Raw genomic sequence first — 16,146 nt, 5'->3', positions numbered from 1 at the left:
CCGGAAACTTGTGTCGAAGACAGAAGGAGGGCCAATGGCCCGCTACGAGCTGCCCGATCTCGACTACGACTACGGCGCCCTCGCGCCCCACATCTCCGGCGAGATCAACGAGCTGCACCACAGCAAGCACCACGCGACCTACGTCAAGGGCGCGAACGACACGCTCGACAAGCTCGAAGCCGCCCGCGAAGCGAACGACTTCGGCAACATCGTCGGCCTGGAGACCACGCTGGCCTTCAACCTGGCCGGCCACGCCAACCACGTCGTGTGGTGGAAGATCCTGTCGCCGGAAGGCGGCGACAAGCCGACCGGCGAACTGGCCGCGGCGATCGACGAGGCGTTCGGCTCCTTCGACAAGTTCAAGGCGCAGTTCACCGCCGTCTCGACCACGATCCAGGGCAACGGCTGGGGCGCGCTCTCCTGGGACCCGATCGGCAAGACGCTGATCACCCAGCAGCTGCGCGACCACCACAACAACCTGATCCTGCCGACCGTGCCGATCCTGCTGGTCGACGTCTGGGAGCACGCGTTCTACCTGGACTACAAGAACGTGAAGCCGGACTACGTCAAGGCTCTCTGGAACATCTTCAACTGGGCCGAGATCTCCAAGCGGTTCGACAACGCCGTCGCCGGTGGCAACGGCCTGCTGCTGGGCTGAGTCCTACGGCAAACGGGGTCCTCCTGCACGGGAGGGCCCCGTTTTTCGTCGGCGGGTGAAATCACTTGACCTCGAGCGCGGTCGAGGTGTTTGAGTGTTCGCCATGGACGTCGACGCGTATCTGGACCGCCTCGGCGTCGCGTGGCCGGCGACACCCGACCTCGCGACGCTGCGCCACCTGCAGGAACGCCACCTGGCCGCGGTGCCGTTCGAAAACTTGAGCATCCACCTGGGCGAGCCGATCGAGCTGACCGAAGAGGCACTGTTCGGCAAGATCGCCCGCCGCCGCCGGGGCGGGTTCTGCTACGAGCTCAACGGCCTCTTCGCGGCGCTGCTGCGCTCGTTGGGGTACGACGCGGCGTTGCACGCGGCCCAGGTGTTCCGCCCGGACGGCACGCTGGGCCCGCCCCTGGACCACGCGGCGATCGTCGTTTCACTGGACGAAGAAGAGTGGCTGGTCGACGTCGGTTTCGGCCGCTTCTCCCGGCACCCGCTGCGACTGTCCGGCGTGGACGCGCAGTCCGATCCGGACGGCGAGTTCCTGGTGCTGGACGCGCCCCACGGCGACGTCGACGTCCTGCAGGACGGCAAGCCGCAGTACCGCCTGGAACGCCGTCCGCGGCCGCTGTCGGACTTCGTCCCGATGGCGTGGTGGCAGGCGACTTCGCCGTCGTCGCACTTCACGAAGTCGTTGACGTGTTCCCGCCCGACGTCCCAGGGCCGCGTGACGCTGTCGGGAGACCGGCTGATCGAGACGGTCGACGGCGTCCGGCACGAGGTCGTCCTGGCTTCCGAAGCGGCGATCCGGACGGCGTACCGGGTCTACTTCGGCCTGACGCTGAACCGGCTGCCCACGCCACCGGGTGAGAGTCCCTTGACGAGCGGCGCGCTCAGCCCGACACTGCCGTGAAGTGAACGAAGCCCCGGCCTGGGGTTCCCAGGGCCGGGGCTCCGTCCGTTCCCGAACTGACTGCCGCTCCCACCACGAAGCGGACATGCATGAGGTTAGCCTAACCTCATCTCTTCGGGCAAGGGGTCCCATGGGGAGACCCGGATCTCACTCGTTCGAGTGACAGCGGTGTTCTGAACCGCCCTTTTTCGTCGGTGCGTGCCGATACGGTTACGCCGTGAACATGAGGGGGATGCAGAAGGACCGCACCGTGCTGATCGCGGTGACGTTGACGGCGGTCTTCATGCTGGTGGGCGGCCTGGCCTGGTGGTCGGCCCACGACTCGCCGGCGGAAGCACCGAGGGCACTGCCGGCCAAGTGGCCGTCGGCGCACGGCGAGGCGATCCGCCCGGTCCCGATGCCGACCGGGGAGATGGCCGCGGCACTGCCGTTCGGCACGCGGGGCCAGGTGCTCTGCAACGCCGTTCCGGCAGACACCTGGCGCAAGGTGCTGGGCGGCGCGGTCCTGCGCGAGGTGTCGGGCGACGCCTGCCACGTGGTCACCGACGAGCTGGAGGTCACCGCGAGCACCTACGAACGGCGTCCGATCGACGGCGTCGAACCGGTCGCGGTCACCGTGGCCGCGCACCAGGGGACGATGACGAAGAGCCCCACCGCCCCCGCCACCGACGCCGTGCTGACCGTCCGGCTCGCCGACACCGAGGAACAGTGGGCCGCCCCCGAACTCCAGCTCCGGGTCGCGAACCAGCTGGGCGTCCGCGCGGAGCAAGACTTCCGGGGGATGGCGGAGGAACTCGGCACCGCGATGGTCGGCGCGATCACCACGCCGGGGCCGTCGCTGCCGAGCCGGGAAGAGCAGGCACACCCACCCGAGCTGAGCCCGATCACCGGCACCGGCATCGCCGATGCCGCCTACCCGCTGATCATGCGGCAGCTTTGCACCCAGCTAGCCCGGGGGCTCGGCCTTCCCCTCGACCAGGTCCAACCCGACTGGCCGTCCGCCTGCGGGCGCAAAGCCGGCGGAGCCGAGGTCACGCTCGCGTACAACCCCAGCAGCCCGACTCGGGTTTTCGCCGACAGCTTCGCGGGCCGGCCCGCGGACGTCAGCGAACAAGGTGGGGTCATCGAAGTCCAGCTCGTCAACGGCTCCGCCCAGACCCTCGTCGTCAAGATGTTCGACCTCGACCGGACGATGCCGGGGATCCGTGAGCTGGCCGAGAAGGTGGTCCCACCGCTACTGGGCCGCTAGGCGAGGTAATGCGTAACTCGGTCAGTGGTCGCAGATCGCCATGCGCACCTGCCGCTCGTCGATCTTCGGATCGGCCGGCGCCCAGGCGATGGGTAGCCCGGCCGGGGTGCAGACCCGGTGCAGCCGCAGCCCCCGGAACCAGCGCGAGGGCAAGCGGCAGAAGCCGGTCGGATCGTCATCACCACCCGGACATACGCATTACTCGTCTAGACCTTCGCCCGCTTCAGCACCCGAAGCCCGAACCCCCGCTGAACCGGCCAGGAAACCCCACCCCGCCGGATCAGCACGACCGCGCAGACCACCGCGGCCAACGCCGAAACCGCCCCACCGATGTAGAAGGGAGACCGCCCGCCGAACGCCTGAGCCATCCACCCCACCATCGGGCCGCCGATCGGGTTGCCGCCGATGAGCACCAGCACGTACAGCCCCATCACGCGGCCGCGCATCTCGGGGCTGACCGACGTCTGCACCAGCGCGTTCGCCGTGTTGAGGAACGTCATCGTGGCGAAGCCGAGCGGGATCAGGCCGAGGCCGAACGTCAGGTAGGTCGGCATGAACGCCGTGATCAGCTCGAACACGCCGAGGAAGAACGCGGACACGAGCATCAGCCGCACCCGCGGCCGGCCCTTCGTGCCGCGGCGGGCCGACATGATCGCGCCCGTGAACGTGCCGACCGCGACCAGTGTCGACAGCAAGCCGTAGCCGTCGGCCGCCGTGTGGAAGACGTTCGCCGCGACGATCGGGAGGGAGGAGAAGTACGTGATGCCGAACGTGCTGACGAACAGCACCAGCACCATCACCGTCATCAGGTCCGAGCGCCGCCGGACGTAGCGCAGGCCCTCGGCGAGCTGGCCCTTCTCGCGCGGCACCGCCGCGACGCGGAAGAGCTTGTCCGGGTTCATCAGGACGAGCCCGGCGATCACCGCGACCGTGCTCAGCGCGTTCGCGATGAACAGCCAGCCGGTGCCGATCCACGTGATCGCGAACCCGGCGATCGCCGGCCCGACGATCCGCGCCATGTTGAAGATCGACGAGTTCAGGGCGACGGCGTTCGCGATCTGGTCCCGGCCGACCATTTCGGCGACGAACGACTGTCGCGTCGGCACTTCGAGCGACGCCGTGATGCCGAGCGTGAAGCACAGGACGTAGACCTGCCACAGCGCCACGAGCCCGGTGATGTCGAGGACGCCGAGCACCACGGCCTGCGAACACGCCGCCGCCTGGATCCAGGTGAGCAGCCGCCGCTTGTCGACGCGGTCGGCGAGAACACCGGCCCAGAGCGAAAGGAACAGCGTCGGCGCGAACTGCAGCGCGACGGCGATGCCGAGGGCGATCGGGTTGTTGCCGCTGAGGGTGAACACCAGCCAGTCCTGGGCGATGCGCTGCATCCAGGTGCCGATGTTCGAGATGACCTGGCCGGTGAAGAACAGCCGGTAGTTGCGGATTCGCAGCGAGGCGAACATGCTGCCGCGCTTGGCCGGAGACGGTGGTGAAGCGGACGGCGGTGAAGCCGTTTCCCGGGTAGCAGTGGTCTGGATCGAACGCTTCGTTTCGCTACCCGTGACCGTCACCGTGGTTAGTTCCCCGCCATCCTGTCTATGATTTCGGCGGCTTTGGAGAGCACTTCACGCTCTTCGTCGCCGAGTTCCGCCAATTGCCGGTCCAGCCACGCCTCCCGCACGGAGATGGCCTTCTGAACGTAGGCCAGCCCGCTCTCGGACAGCTCGACGATGGCTTGCCTGCCATCGGTCGGGTGAGGGCGCCGCTCGACGAAACGCATCTCCTCGAGCGCGGCGATCACCCTCGTCATCGAGGGCGGCTGGACGCCTTCCTTCGCGGCGAGCTGACCCGGGGTCAGCGCACCGCACTTGTGCAAGGTGGACAGCGCGGCGACCTGAGTCAGCGTGAGGTCGTCCCCGACGCGCTGTGCCCGCAGCCGGCGGTTGAGCCGGACCACCGCGAGACGCAGACGGCTCGCCAAGGAGCGCTCGTGCGTGTCGCCGGACATATAGTTAGCATACCTTACGAAACTTCAGGCGAACGGGTGATCTCCACCGCAACCCCCGCGTCCCCTGCGCGTCCTCCTCTCGGAGAAACCGGGGGGGTTCGATGAACAAGAAGCTGGTGGGCTCGGCCGTGGTCGGCGCGGTCGCGCTCGGGATCGTGGTGATCCAGGTCCTGCCCTCCGGGGGCGCGACCCCGGAGGGCGCCCCGGCCCCGGCCACCGCGAGCGTCACGGCACCGCCGAGCACGCAGGTCGGCCACCTTCAGGTCTACCGGTCACCGGACGCCGCCAACGGCCGCGGCTGGAACTTCGAGATCCCGGTCCCGGACTGGCCGGTGGCGAACGTGGACGAGCGCGCCACCCGCACCGATCCGACCGGCCGGCTGGTGCTGGAAACCAACCGGATCCCCCTCACTCAGGAGGATCCGCTGAGCGGCCTGCGCGCCCTCGAGCACTCCACCCACCACGAGTCCGGCTACCACCTCACGTCGGTCGCCGAGCACGCGCCGGTCGGCAGCTGCGACGCCGCCGAGTGGGACTACACCTTCGACCGCGCCGGGGTCGCGCGGCAGGTGAGCCTCGTCGCCGTGGGCATCGGCGACACCATGGTCACCATCGGCTTCGACGCGCCCGTGGCGGACTTCGCCGCGAACCGGTCGGTCCTCGACCGGACCCTCGAAGTCAGCGACGCGGGCTGATCACTTGAACGCCGCCTGGATCGGCCCGACCGCGAAGTACGCCACGAACGCCAGCGCGATCACCCACATCAGCGGGTGCACCTGGCGGGCCTTGCCGGTGGCCGCGCGGATCACGACGTAGCTGACGAAGCCGGCGCCGATGCCGTTCGCGATCGAGTAGGTGAACGGCATGACGACGATGGTCAGGAACGCGGGCAGCGCGATCGAGTAGTCGGTGAAGTCGATGTCGCGAACCTGCGCCATCAGCATCGCGCCGACCACGACCAGCGCCGGCGCGGCCGCCTCGACCGGCACGACCTGGTAGAGCGGCGTCAGGAACATCGCGGCGATGAACAGCACGCCGGTGACGATGTTCGCGAGGCCGGTCCGCGCGCCCTCGGCGATGCCGGCCGCCGACTCGACGAACACCGTGTTGGAGCTGGCCGAGCCGAACCCGCCGGCCGCGCCCGCGAGCCCCTCGACGAACAGCGCCTTGCCGACGTTGGGCAGCTGGCCGTCCGGCGGCAGCAGGTCGGCTTCCTTCGCGAGGCCGGTCATCGTGCCCATCGCGTCGAAGAAGTCGGCCAGGACCAAGGTGAACACCAGCAGGCAGACGGTGATGATCGGCAGCCGCGTCCAGGCGCCGAACGAGACCTCACCCACCAGCGAGAGGTTCGGCAGGCCGAGGACCTGGTCCGGCAGCGCCGGGTAGCCGAGGTTCCAGCCCTTCGGGTTCGTGCCCTGCGACGGCCCGGCCTTGACGATCGCCTCGACGACGATGGCCAGCACGGTCGAGGACAGCACGCCGATCAGGATCGCGCCCTTGACCTTGCGCGCGACCAGGATGCCGGTGACCAGCAGGCCGACGACGAACACCGCGGTCGGCCAGGAGGCGATCGAGCCGCTGATGCCCAGGCCGACCGGGACGGTCGTGTGCGCGGCGTCCGGCAGCCGGCGCACGAACCCGGCGTCGACCAGGCCGATCAGGCAGATGAACACGCCGATGCCGACGGCGATCGCGGACTTCAGCGCGGCCGGCACGGCCCGGAACACCGCGGTGCGGAACCCGGTGAGCACCAGCAGGACGATGATCACGCCCTCGATGACGACCAGGCCCATCGCTTCGGGCCACGTCATCTGCGGGGCGATGGTGACCGCGACCAGGCTGTTGATGCCGAGGCCGGTCGCGATGGCGAACGGGTAGTTCGCGACGAGGCCCATGAGGATGGTCATCACGCCGGCGACGAGCGCCGTCACCGCGGCGACCTGCGGTACGGGCAGGATGCCGCCGAGGAGGTCCTTGTGCGCGCCCGCGTCGTCGGCCGAGAAGCTGCCGATGATCAGCGGGTTCAGCACCACGATGTAGGCCATCGTGACGAAGGTGACCAAGCCGCCGCGCAGTTCGCGCGGGACGGTCGAGCCCCGTTCGGTGATCTTGAAGAACCGGTCCAGTGTGGACGTCCCGGCGCGGGTCGTCTCCTGCTCCGCCATTTGGCCTGCCCATTCTGTCGCTGCTGCGGAGTACCCTTCACCACGTGAGTGAACCGATCAATCCACCGGAGGTTACGGGCTCGTTGCGGCACACGCCGGAGCTGCCCAAGAAGCTGACCGACCTGACGCCGGTGGTGATCGTAGGCACCTCGATCTGGGCTGTCGCGCTGGTGGTGCTCTTCTTCACGACTTCGGGGCTGTGGGTTCAGACGGCGCTGTCCGGGTTCGTGCTCGGGTTCGTCGGCCTGGCGATCATCGGCTGGCAGCGCGCCGCCGCCCGCCGGGGGTCGAAGTCGGCCCAGCGGGTCTAACTCAGCAGGGTCCGCGGCGAGGGGTCGTCGAGGAGCGCCGTGATGAGGTGCCGGTCGGGCCAGCGGTCGGCCGCCCAAGCGAACGCGCGGGCCAGGCCCTCGGAGGTGTCGGCCGCGTGCAGCCGGCCGTCGGACCACCACTGGACGTCGTGTTCGGCGCCCTGGATCCGCACGGTGAGCGGGTCGTGCACCAGGACACCGCCCTCGGGCAGCCGGATCCCGAGCTGATCGGCGACGAGCTTGAGCGCGGGCAGGTCGGCCCAGGGCGCGTACTCGCCTTCGCTGATGACCTCGGCTTCTTCCGAGCTGGCGAGGGGCTCGTCGAGCAGGTACGAAAGCCGGTCGGGATCGGCGGGCGCGACCACGTACTCGTGCGGTTCCAGCGCGCCGGCCACCCACGGGACGTCGAGGATCAGCGCGCCACCGACGACCGAGCCGTCCGCCGCCCGCAGGGCGCCCGGCTCGTGGACCTCGAACCCGGACTCGACGACCGCGTCGTAAGCGCGCGCCGCGAGCCCAGGGGTGATCCGCCGTTCCGGGTCGGCGAGGCGGTGCAGCACGTCCTGCGCCTCGTCCACAGTGGATAGCGTCAGCCCGGTCCGCACCCCGGCGGTTTCGAGGAGGTCGGTGCTCAGCCCGAGATCGGGAACCTCGTCGTAGAGCCCGGCAAGATCGGCGTCCGGCAAGCGCCACTCGTTGGGCGCGAGCCCGCCGAGCACGGCGTACTGCGCGATCCACCAGCGCGCGTGCCCGTTCGGCGTGCGCAGGGCGTGCCAGGTCTCGGGCCGCGCGGCGAGCAGCCGGAGCGCGGCCGGCCAGGCGTCATCACCGACGAGATCGAGATCCCGGACGGCAACGAGGATCGACGGCGGTTCCGGCAGCGAGTCCCACCAGGCTTCTTCGTCGGGCAGGTCGTGATCGGGTTCGTGCGGCTCGTCGTCCACGACGAGCGCGAACGAGTCGAGCACCCCGGCAGCCTTGAGCGTGCCGGCCGGCCAGTCCTCGGCGAAGTCCTCGTCGAGCACGTCGAGCGCGCCGTCCTCTTCGAACACTTCTTCGTCGAAGACGTCCAGCAGCGGCGAATTCGGAAGCACGAGCTCGTCGGCGCGTCGCCAGGTGTCGGTGGCAGGCAGCGCGAGCGCGCCGACCCAGCGTGGAGCATCGTCCCCGCAGTCGGCAACCAGCCGCAGGACGGCACCGGCGAGCGTCGTACCGTCCAATCCGGACCGGACGTCTTCGACACTGCGCTCGACGGCGTCGCGCAACTGGTCGGCGTTGAGCAGCTCACGGGCGTCGGCATGCTTGGCGCCCAGCCGTTCCAGCAGCGGGTGCGACGCGGCGGGGTGCACCAGCCGCAGCCCCGGAATATCCACATCGGACAACAGCTCGAGCAGCTCAGCTGATCCCTCGACGAGCAGACACCCGCGCGCCCCAGGCAGCGTCCGGCCGTCGGACAACGGAACGGGCAGACCGTCCAACCGTTCACTCGCAAGAGCGTGGGACTCGACGGCCCGGGCGAGCGCCGCGTAGACGTCATGCCACCAGCTCGGTTCGCGGGAGGTGCCGGTTAGCGTTTCCAGCACTTCTTCGACGCTGACGACTTGCACGGAAACGGCTTTCAGCACACTGGCGGGCGCGGCGCCCTTGAGCAGCCCCGGAACGACGTCGGCGATCAGCTCGGGCAGTCCTTCGACATCGACGTCGAGGACTTTCGCCTGCCTTCCGGCGACGTCCCGACCGTCCTGAGTGGACAGCCACGGTTCGGCGCTGAGACTGGCGATGACCTCGTCACGCAGCTGCGCGTCCACAGTGGACTTCGGAAACCCGGGCGTGGGCACGAGCGCGAACCGCTGCTCCGCCGGCAACATCCTGACCAGCTGGACGTACTCGACAGCGGCGTTCTTGAGCGCGGCTGTCAGTCCAGCCCCCGGAAGGGCCCGCCGCCGCGAGGGTTCGACCGGCACGGTCGCGAGAAGCCGCGCGGGCAGCGAGAGCCCGTCATCGGTCGGGGTGGGTGCGTGGAGGACGTCTTCTTCGAGGGGTTGCGGAAGGCCGTGCTCGTCAACCGGAACGGCCCACACGACGTCGCCTCGATGAGTCAGCCACCGAGTTTCCTTTCCCTGCCCCCGAATCTCGACGACGTCGTCGTGGCTCCGACGAGTCCAAACGCGACCGTCCACATCGGCTTCGGCGAGCCAAGGCAGGGCGAGGAGAAGATCACCGATGTCATCGGCGAGCTGATCGAGAAGGGCTTGCCCATCAACGTCATCCCTGAGCGGCAGGCGGACCTCGGTGTCGAAGCCTTCGGGAACTGTTGCCTCGACAGGCCAGGGCAGCCTGAGAACAGGAACATCCCCTTGAATCTCGGCCGCAGCACGAGTCTTCTCGGCGGAGAAGAGGACACCACCACTGGTCGAGACCACGCTGGGAGCGTCGGAAACGGTCCGAACGGCGGCAAAGCCGACCCCGAAGCGTCCGACGGTGTCGCCAGTCTTCCCGGACGCCCGCAGCGAGGCAAGGGAGGCAACACCCCTCGCATCAAGGGGCGCACCGGTGTTGGCGAACCGAAGCTCCCGGTCCACAAGGGACACCCGGATCTTCCCGGGCGTCCCCTGAGCCATGGCGGCATCGGCGGCATTCTGGGCAAGCTCGACGAAGAGCCGGTCCCGATAGGCCCCAACGCGCAGGTCCCGTTCGACGTTGGTGTCCTCGATCAGCCGAGTGGGCGAGTCCCGCCAGGCGCGCAGGGTGGAGTCCCGGAGCCGCGCGGTGCCGAAGGGATCGGCCCCGGCGGCGTCAGAGATCCCGCTGCTCACGAGCGGCTTCACCGGTGGTGTCGACACGGGCCTGAGCTTCGTCTGCCGGCGCGGGCTCGGTCTCGCCAGTTTCAGGGTCGGCGGAGTCACCGGCCTCGGTGACAACGGAGTCGGTGAGAGCAGCAGCAGGCAGCTCATCAACCGGCGCGGTTTCGGTCGCCTGAGCGTGGGTGGGCTCACCCGCAGCGTGGCTCTCCACCGGCGCCGACGCACCAACCTCCGACTCGGTCACCTCAGCAACATCGCCCGCCGACTCACCAGCCTCCGGTGCATTGACCTCAGCCGACTCGCCCGCCAACGCGGTCGGTTCACTCGCCGAATCCTCAACGGCCGCCGGCTCAATCACCCCAGCCCGGGTCAGCTCAGCCGCAGCCGATTCACTCGCCGAAGGCTCACCGGCCTCCGGCTCAATCACCTCAGCCGGGGTCGGCTCAGCCGGCTCGCTCACCACCGCAGCCGATTCACTCGCCGAAGCCTCACCCGCCTCCGGCTCAATCACCTCAGCCGGGATCGGCTCAACAATCGCATCGGTCACCTCGGCCTGAGTGGGCTCGGCCTCGGCCGGCTCAGGAACATCAGCCTCGACCGGAGCCGACTGGCCACCTGCATCAGCCTGAACCGGCTCCTCAGCCTCCACTGGCACAGCAGTCTCGCCTGCTTGCGGCTCGGCGGCGGCAGCGTGCTCGCCCTCGAGTTCCGCCACCGCGGCCTGCGGCTCGGCAACAGCATCGGCCGCAGCAGCGTGCTCGGGCTCCGTCCCCGCGGCTTGCGGCTCGGCAACAGCATCGGCCGCAGCAGCGTGCTCGGGCTCCGTCTCCGCGGCTTGCGGCTCGGCAACAGCATCGGCCGCAGCAGCGTGCTCGGGCTCCGTCTCTGCGGCTTGCGGCTCCGCTACAGCATCGCTCTGCGCCGCAACCGGCTCGGCAGTCGCGGCGGTTGCCGCTTCGGCCTGCTCGGAATCCGCCGCGCCCTCGGGAGCAGCCACATCGCTCTGCGCCGACTCACCTACCTCGGCATCGGCAGGCGCTTCCACCTGCGCCGACTCCTCCGCCTGCGGCTCACCAACCGCGCCAGCCTCTTCGACCTGAGCAGGAGCCGGCTCGGCGACAACTGCCGCCGTTTCCGCCTGCGCCACGTCGGACTCGGTCGGCTCGACATCGCCCTGGGGCTCGGCGACCGCGCCAGCCTCTTCGGCCTGCACCGGAGCCGGCTCGACGACACCCGCCGCTTCTGTCTGCGCCACCTCGGACTCAGCCGGCTCGGCGACTACTGCCGCGGCTTCCGCCTGCGCCGCCTCGGACTCGGCCGGCTCACCAGCAGCCTCGGCGGCTTCCGGCTCCGCAACCACACCCGCCGATTCCGCCTGCGGCTCGGCGACTACACCAGCCGCCTCAGCGCGCTCCGCGTCCGGCTCGGCCGCAACCGGCTCAACAACAACCGCAGCCTGCTCGGCCGCTACCTCCGGCTCCACCTCCGCCGGCGAGACGTCCGCCTCCGCGATCGCCGTCTCCGGCTCGGCCACCGCCGCCGACTCCGCCACCTCCGACGGCACCGGTGTGAAGTCCAACAGCGAATCGTCGTAAACCAGCTCGGCCACCGGGACCGACGACGTCACCTCGACCTCGACCTCCGAGTGCGCCCCACAGCCGTACTCCACGTCCACCACGTGGCCGTCCGCTGGGGAAATGTCGTTGCTGCACACCCCGAACCCGCCGCGCAACGAACCCGCCAGCGGTACGAAGAACCCGCACGTCCCGCACACGTCCGGCGCGCTGCGCGCCATGTCGGAGCGGGGGCCGAACTCGCCTCCGTGCCAGCGGGAGGCCGCGTCCGTGCGGCCGAAGCGGGACAACACGTGGACGCGCCCCAGACCCGCGTCGCGCGCTACCTCCTCCACCGCCGGGTCGTCCGACTGCAGGTACGCCGGGGCCAGGCGGGGGTCGTTCTCGTCCGTCGGGAAGATGTCGCCGACGCCCAGGTCGCCCGCGCGGACGCGGCGCTCCCACGGCACCCACGGCGGGGCGATCAGCGCCGACGGGCCCGGCACCAGGACGACCTCGCTGACCGTCACCGGCTCGTCGTCGCCCGCCAGGGCGACCGTCACCGACCAGCGCCAGCCGCGGTAGCCCGGGACCTGGGCCTCGAACAGGTGACTCGCCGTGACCGCGTCCTCACGCGAGACACCTACGTGGGTGCCGATCTGCTCCTCGGGCGTTTCTTCGAGCACCGCCGCGCGCGCGAACTCCACCGCATCGGCGAGCTTGCGCTGCACGGAACCGTCGTCGAGGGTCAGCAGCAGCGTCATGCGGCCAATTGTGCCGCACGCCTCCCCGGCGGCCGTGCCAGGCTGTTCATCGTGCGCACGCCGATCGTCACCACCCTGCTGGCGGCCGCCGCGCTCGGCGGCTGCGCCGGCGCCCCCGGCCAGGAAACCGCCCCCGAACAGCTCACCGTCCAGGTCGTCTCGACCCTGCCGCACGACCCCGCCGCCTTCACCGAAGGCCTCGAGTTCGCCGGCGACGTCCTCTACGAGAGCACCGGCCTCTCCGGGCAGTCGACGCTCACCGCGGGCCCGGCCGGCGGCCCGCCCACCGCGAAGGCCACCCTCCCCGCGCCGCTCTTCGGCGAAGGCGTCACTGTCCTCGGGCCGACGCTGTGGCAGCTCACCTGGCAGGACGGCGTCGCCATCGAACGCGACGCCAAAACCCTCGCCGAGCTGCGGCGGGTCAGCTACGAAGGCGAGGGCTGGGGCCTCTGCCACCAGGCCGACGGACGGCTCGTGATGAGCAACGGCTCGTCCCGGCTGACCTTCCGCGACCCGAAGACCTTCGCCGTCACCGGCAGCGTGGACGTCGGGCAGGACCAGCTCAACGAGCTCGAATGCGTCGGCAACGACGTCTACGCAAACGTTTGGCACACCGACACCGTCCTGCGGATCGACGCCGCCACCGGGCACGTCACCGGGACGATCGACGCCGGCCGGCTGCGCGCCCAGGTGAACGCGACCGACAGCGAGGACGTGCTCAACGGCATAGCGGCCGTTCCCGGCACCGGCGAATATCTGCTCACCGGGAAGCAGTGGCCGGTCACGTTCCGGGTGAGGTTCGTCCCGAAGAACACCTAAAGCACGGATGAGCAGGCGGAACCGGCCCCCGGTAAGGCAGGATTGAGACGTGGCACTCTTCGGCTCCCGCTCCGACGGCTCCGGCTCGCAGCCGCGCGGCCGGAAGTCGAAGCGACGCTGGACGCCGGAGCCGGGCGCCGGGCAGGCCAAGCCTTGGCGCGAGGCCGTCGCCCCGCAGCCCACCCGCGTCGAGCACCGCAGCGCGCCGCCACCCACCCGCGTGGAGCGGCCCGCCCCGCCGCGGGCCCCCTACTACGACGCGAACGAAGCTCCGACCGCCGCCGCGCCGTCCGGGTACCGGCCCCCACCGCCGCGGGGCGCCCGGCCGTACCCGCCGCACGACCCGAACCGCACCGAGCCCGTCCGCCGTGAGCCACCCGGCTTCTACCAGGGCGAGCGCCGGCCCGGCAGCGGTGAGTACGAGCACTACGACACCGGGGGCTACGCGGGCGAGCCGCGGCCGCCGGAGCCGGAACCGCCGGCGCCGCGCGAGGAACCGCGGACGCCCGGCGGCACGCCGAAGCTGCCGAAGAAGATCACCGTCACCCGGGTCGCGGCGATGCGCAGCCGGCAGCTGACCGGCCAGGCCGTCGGCGCCTTCCAGCGCGCGACGAAGGCCGACGGCGCCGAGAAGTCCGGCCTGACCTCGCTGACCTACGCCGTGATGCTGAACTACGCCAGCGACGCGGCGATGGCGATCGCGCTGGCCAACACCCTCTTCTTCGCCGCGACCAGCGGTGAGAGCAAGGGCAAGGTCGCGCTCTACCTGCTCATCACGATCGCGCCGTTCGCGCTGGTCGCGCCGGTGATCGGGCCCGCGCTCGACCGGGTGCAGCGCGGCCGGCGGCTGGCGATGTGCGCGTCGTCGGTCGGCCAGGGGCTGATGGCCGTCGTGATGGCGCTGCACTTCGACGACTGGCTGCTCTACCCGGCGGCGCTCGGGATGATGGTGCTCTCGAAGTCGTTCACCGTGCTCAAGGCCGCGGTGACGCCCCGGGTGCTGCCGTCCGAGATCACGCTGTCCAAGACGAACGCCCGGCTGACGACGTTCGGCCTGGTCGCCGCGGGTGTGTTCGGCGCGGTGGCCAGCGGCGTCAACGCGATCTCCGGCTCGGCGGGCGCGCTCTGGTTCACCGCGCTGATCTGCGTCGCCGCGGCCGTGCAGTCGATGCGGATCCCGGCCTGGGTCGAGGCGACCGAAGGCGAGGTCCCGACGTCGCTGTCGGCGCACCCGACCGAGAAGAAGCGCCGCCAGCCGATGGGGCGTCACATCGTCGTCGCGCTGTGGGGCAACGGCTCGGTGCGCGTCCTCACCGGCTTCCTCATGATGTTCGCCGCGTTCGCGGTGAAGGCCCAGACCGAGGGCAGCGGGCAGACGCCGTTCATGCAGCTGCTGCTGCTCGGCGTGATCGGTGTCGCGGCCGGCGCCGGCGGGTTCCTCGGCAACGCGCTGGGCTCGCGCCTGCACTTCGGCAGCCCGGACCAGGTGATCGTCGGGTGCGTGGCGGGCTGCGTGCTCGCCGCGCTGGTCGCGACGATCCTGCCCGGCCTGGCCACGGCCGCGATCGTCGGCCTGGTCGGCGCGACGGCCAGCGCGCTGGCCAAGATCAGCCTCGACGCCGTGATCCAGGAGGACCTGCCCGAGGAGTCGCGCGCGTCGGCGTTCGGCCGCTCGGAAACCGTGCTGCAGCTGGCCTGGTGCCTCGGCGGCGCGGTCGGCCTGCTGCTGCCGCCGACGTACTGGATCGGCTTCCTGGTGATCACGATCGTGCTGGCCGTCGGGTGCGCGCAGACGTACCTGGTGCGCCGCGGCGGCTCGCTCGTGCCGGGCCTCGGCGGCGACCGGCCGCTGCGCCCCGAGCCGACCGGCAGCTTCCCGGCCCAGGGCCTGCCCAGGGACTCCGCGCCCCGCCGGTAGGCTCCGGAACCATGCGACGTTCCCGGGTGGTGGCCCTGCTTGCGGCCGGTGGGTTCGCGGTGGCCGGCTGCTCGGCACCCGGCCCGGCCGAGGTCACCTTCTACGCCGACGGCCACACGATCAACACCACGCCGGTGCTCACCTGCGACTACTCGCAGCAGCTCGCGCAACCGTGCAGCGCCAAGGGCGACACGCGCACGCTGAAGGTCCGCCCGGGCAAGCCCGTGCAGATCTCCGTGCCCGGCGAGGTCGCCGAGGCGCCCTGGCAGATCGTCTACGAGTACGTCACCCCGCAGGGCGAGTTCAAGCAGAGTGACCCGATCCCGTTCACGTCGCTGGACCGCTACGCCTACACCGTGACGCCGCCGACGCCCGCCGACCGCATTTCGGCGGTGGACGTGCAGAAGTACACGGCCGTGCTCAACTCGAACACCGGCGAGTCCGGGCTGCTGCCCAGCGACGTCTGGGGTCTGCGGCTGGAGGCTTAGGGATCGCTCTTTAGGGATCGATGTCCCGGGCGACCGCGCGCATGATCTCGGCGATCTGCTTGGTGTGCTTGCGGTCCGGGTAGCGGTTGCGCCGCAGGTCCGGCTGCACCTTCAGCTCGAGGAGCTTGATCATGTCCTCGATCAGGCCGTGCAGTTCCTCCGCGGGGCGGCGGCGCGCCTCGGCGACGGACGGCGGCGGGTCGAGCAGCCGGACGGAGAGCGCTTGCGGACCGCGGCGGCCGTCGGCGACGCCGAACTCCAGCCGCTGCCCGGCTTTGAGCCCCTCGACGCCCTGCGGCAGCGCGGCCTTGCGAATGTAGACGTCGGCGCCACCGTCCTGCGTGACGAACCCGAACCCCTTCTCCGCGTCGTACCACTTGACCTTGCCGGTCGGCACTTCCCTCACCAGTCCTTCTGTGTCCCGCTCACGACGAACGCGCCCGGGGGCGTACCCAGGGCGCGCTGGGTAAAGGGTATCTCGCCACATGCCCTGGGGAGA

14 protein-coding genes and 1 pseudogene are annotated in these 16,146 nt (G+C 70.4%); 8 read left to right on the top strand and 7 right to left on the bottom strand.

The genetic code is table 11. The features are described from left to right. Positions 1-34: 34 nt before the first annotated feature. The 3 genes from ACZ7OH_RS32950 to ACZ7OH_RS32940 all read left to right on the top strand — a co-directional run bounded on the left by ACZ7OH_RS32950 (position 35) and on the right by ACZ7OH_RS32940 (position 2,817). On the top strand, positions 35-658 hold the full coding sequence (locus ACZ7OH_RS32950) for a superoxide dismutase (protein ID WP_093949957.1): 624 nt from the start codon (positions 35-37) through the stop codon (positions 656-658). 103 nt (positions 659-761) lie between these two features. Continuing rightward, a complete protein-coding gene (locus tag ACZ7OH_RS32945) occupies positions 762-1,568 on the top strand; it encodes an arylamine N-acetyltransferase family protein (RefSeq protein WP_470284573.1) in 807 nt (268 codons plus the stop codon). Positions 1,569-1,785: 217 nt separating this feature from the next. Continuing rightward, positions 1,786-2,817 carry a hypothetical protein gene (locus tag ACZ7OH_RS32940; protein ID WP_470284396.1) on the top strand — a complete coding sequence of 344 codons (1,032 nt, stop codon included), beginning with the start codon at positions 1,786-1,788 and terminating at the stop codon, positions 2,815-2,817. 24 nt (positions 2,818-2,841) lie between these two features. Here the strand turns inward: ACZ7OH_RS32940 and ACZ7OH_RS32935 are convergent. From ACZ7OH_RS32935 to ACZ7OH_RS32925, 3 genes and pseudogenes are all read right to left on the bottom strand, one after another. Next, positions 2,842-2,982 (bottom strand): annotated as a pseudogene (locus ACZ7OH_RS32935) (IS982 family transposase); the annotation flags it as partial. A 41-nt stretch (positions 2,983-3,023) separates the two neighbouring features. Further along, positions 3,024-4,280 carry an MFS transporter gene (locus ACZ7OH_RS32930; RefSeq protein ID WP_470284395.1) on the bottom strand — a complete coding sequence of 419 codons (1,257 nt, stop codon included), beginning with the start codon at positions 4,278-4,280 and terminating at the stop codon, positions 3,024-3,026. Between the two features lie 113 nt (positions 4,281-4,393). After that, positions 4,394-4,825, bottom strand: a complete 432-nt coding sequence (locus ACZ7OH_RS32925; RefSeq protein WP_160701219.1) for a MarR family winged helix-turn-helix transcriptional regulator — start codon at positions 4,823-4,825, stop codon at positions 4,394-4,396. A gap of 101 nt (positions 4,826-4,926) precedes the next feature. On the opposite strand from ACZ7OH_RS32925, the gene ACZ7OH_RS32920 reads away from it, so the two are divergent. Next, on the top strand, positions 4,927-5,520 hold the full coding sequence (locus tag ACZ7OH_RS32920) for a hypothetical protein (RefSeq protein ID WP_470284394.1): 594 nt from the start codon (positions 4,927-4,929) through the stop codon (positions 5,518-5,520). Here ACZ7OH_RS32920 and ACZ7OH_RS32915 read toward each other — a convergent pair whose 3' ends face one another. Next, the gene (locus ACZ7OH_RS32915; protein ID WP_470284393.1) at positions 5,521-6,990 is read right to left on the bottom strand and encodes an NCS2 family permease; all 1,470 of its coding nucleotides are present in this window, start codon (positions 6,988-6,990) and stop codon (positions 5,521-5,523) included. Positions 6,991-7,073: 83 nt separating this feature from the next. On the opposite strand from ACZ7OH_RS32915, the gene ACZ7OH_RS32910 reads away from it, so the two are divergent. Beyond that, positions 7,074-7,301 (top strand): DUF2530 domain-containing protein, encoded by a 228-nt coding sequence (locus ACZ7OH_RS32910; RefSeq protein ID WP_400897508.1) that lies wholly within the window; start codon positions 7,074-7,076, stop codon positions 7,299-7,301. On the opposite strand, the gene ACZ7OH_RS32905 is transcribed toward ACZ7OH_RS32910, so the two are convergent. Together ACZ7OH_RS32905 and ACZ7OH_RS32900 are read right to left on the bottom strand one after the other, a co-directional pair. Then, positions 7,298-10,105, bottom strand: a complete 2,808-nt coding sequence (locus ACZ7OH_RS32905; RefSeq protein WP_470284572.1) for a sacsin N-terminal ATP-binding-like domain-containing protein — start codon at positions 10,103-10,105, stop codon at positions 7,298-7,300. The two genes, ACZ7OH_RS32910 and ACZ7OH_RS32905, sit on opposite strands and share 4 nt — an antisense overlap. After that, positions 10,098-12,422: a DUF3027 domain-containing protein gene (locus ACZ7OH_RS32900; RefSeq protein WP_470284392.1), complete on the bottom strand. Its 2,325-nt coding sequence runs from the start codon at positions 12,420-12,422 to the stop codon at positions 10,098-10,100. The genes ACZ7OH_RS32905 and ACZ7OH_RS32900 overlap by 8 nt, the downstream gene beginning before the upstream one ends. A 51-nt stretch (positions 12,423-12,473) precedes the next feature. Between ACZ7OH_RS32900 and ACZ7OH_RS32895 the strand changes: the two genes are divergently transcribed. Genes ACZ7OH_RS32895 through ACZ7OH_RS32885 form a run of 3 tightly spaced genes read left to right on the top strand, consistent with a single transcriptional unit; the run spans position 12,474 to position 15,647 of the window. Next, positions 12,474-13,241, top strand: coding sequence for a glutaminyl-peptide cyclotransferase (locus ACZ7OH_RS32895; RefSeq protein ID WP_470284391.1), 768 nt, complete (start codon positions 12,474-12,476; stop codon positions 13,239-13,241). Positions 13,242-13,290: 49 nt separating this feature from the next. Beyond that, complete coding sequence (locus ACZ7OH_RS32890; RefSeq protein WP_470284390.1) at positions 13,291-15,159, top strand: MFS transporter; 1,869 nt, start codon at positions 13,291-13,293, stop codon at positions 15,157-15,159. Positions 15,160-15,170: 11 nt separating this feature from the next. Next, on the top strand, positions 15,171-15,647 hold the full coding sequence (locus ACZ7OH_RS32885) for a DUF2771 family protein (protein ID WP_470284389.1): 477 nt from the start codon (positions 15,171-15,173) through the stop codon (positions 15,645-15,647). 10 nt (positions 15,648-15,657) lie between these two features. Here ACZ7OH_RS32885 and ACZ7OH_RS32880 read toward each other — a convergent pair whose 3' ends face one another. Next, positions 15,658-16,044: a cold-shock protein gene (locus ACZ7OH_RS32880; protein ID WP_013230216.1), complete on the bottom strand. Its 387-nt coding sequence runs from the start codon at positions 16,042-16,044 to the stop codon at positions 15,658-15,660. Positions 16,045-16,146: the final 102 nt, after the last annotated feature.

Source organism: Amycolatopsis sp. NPDC114478 (assembly GCF_055633805.1).
Note: the sequence above shows the minus strand (reverse complement) of the source record. Positions and strands in the feature narration are given on the sequence as shown.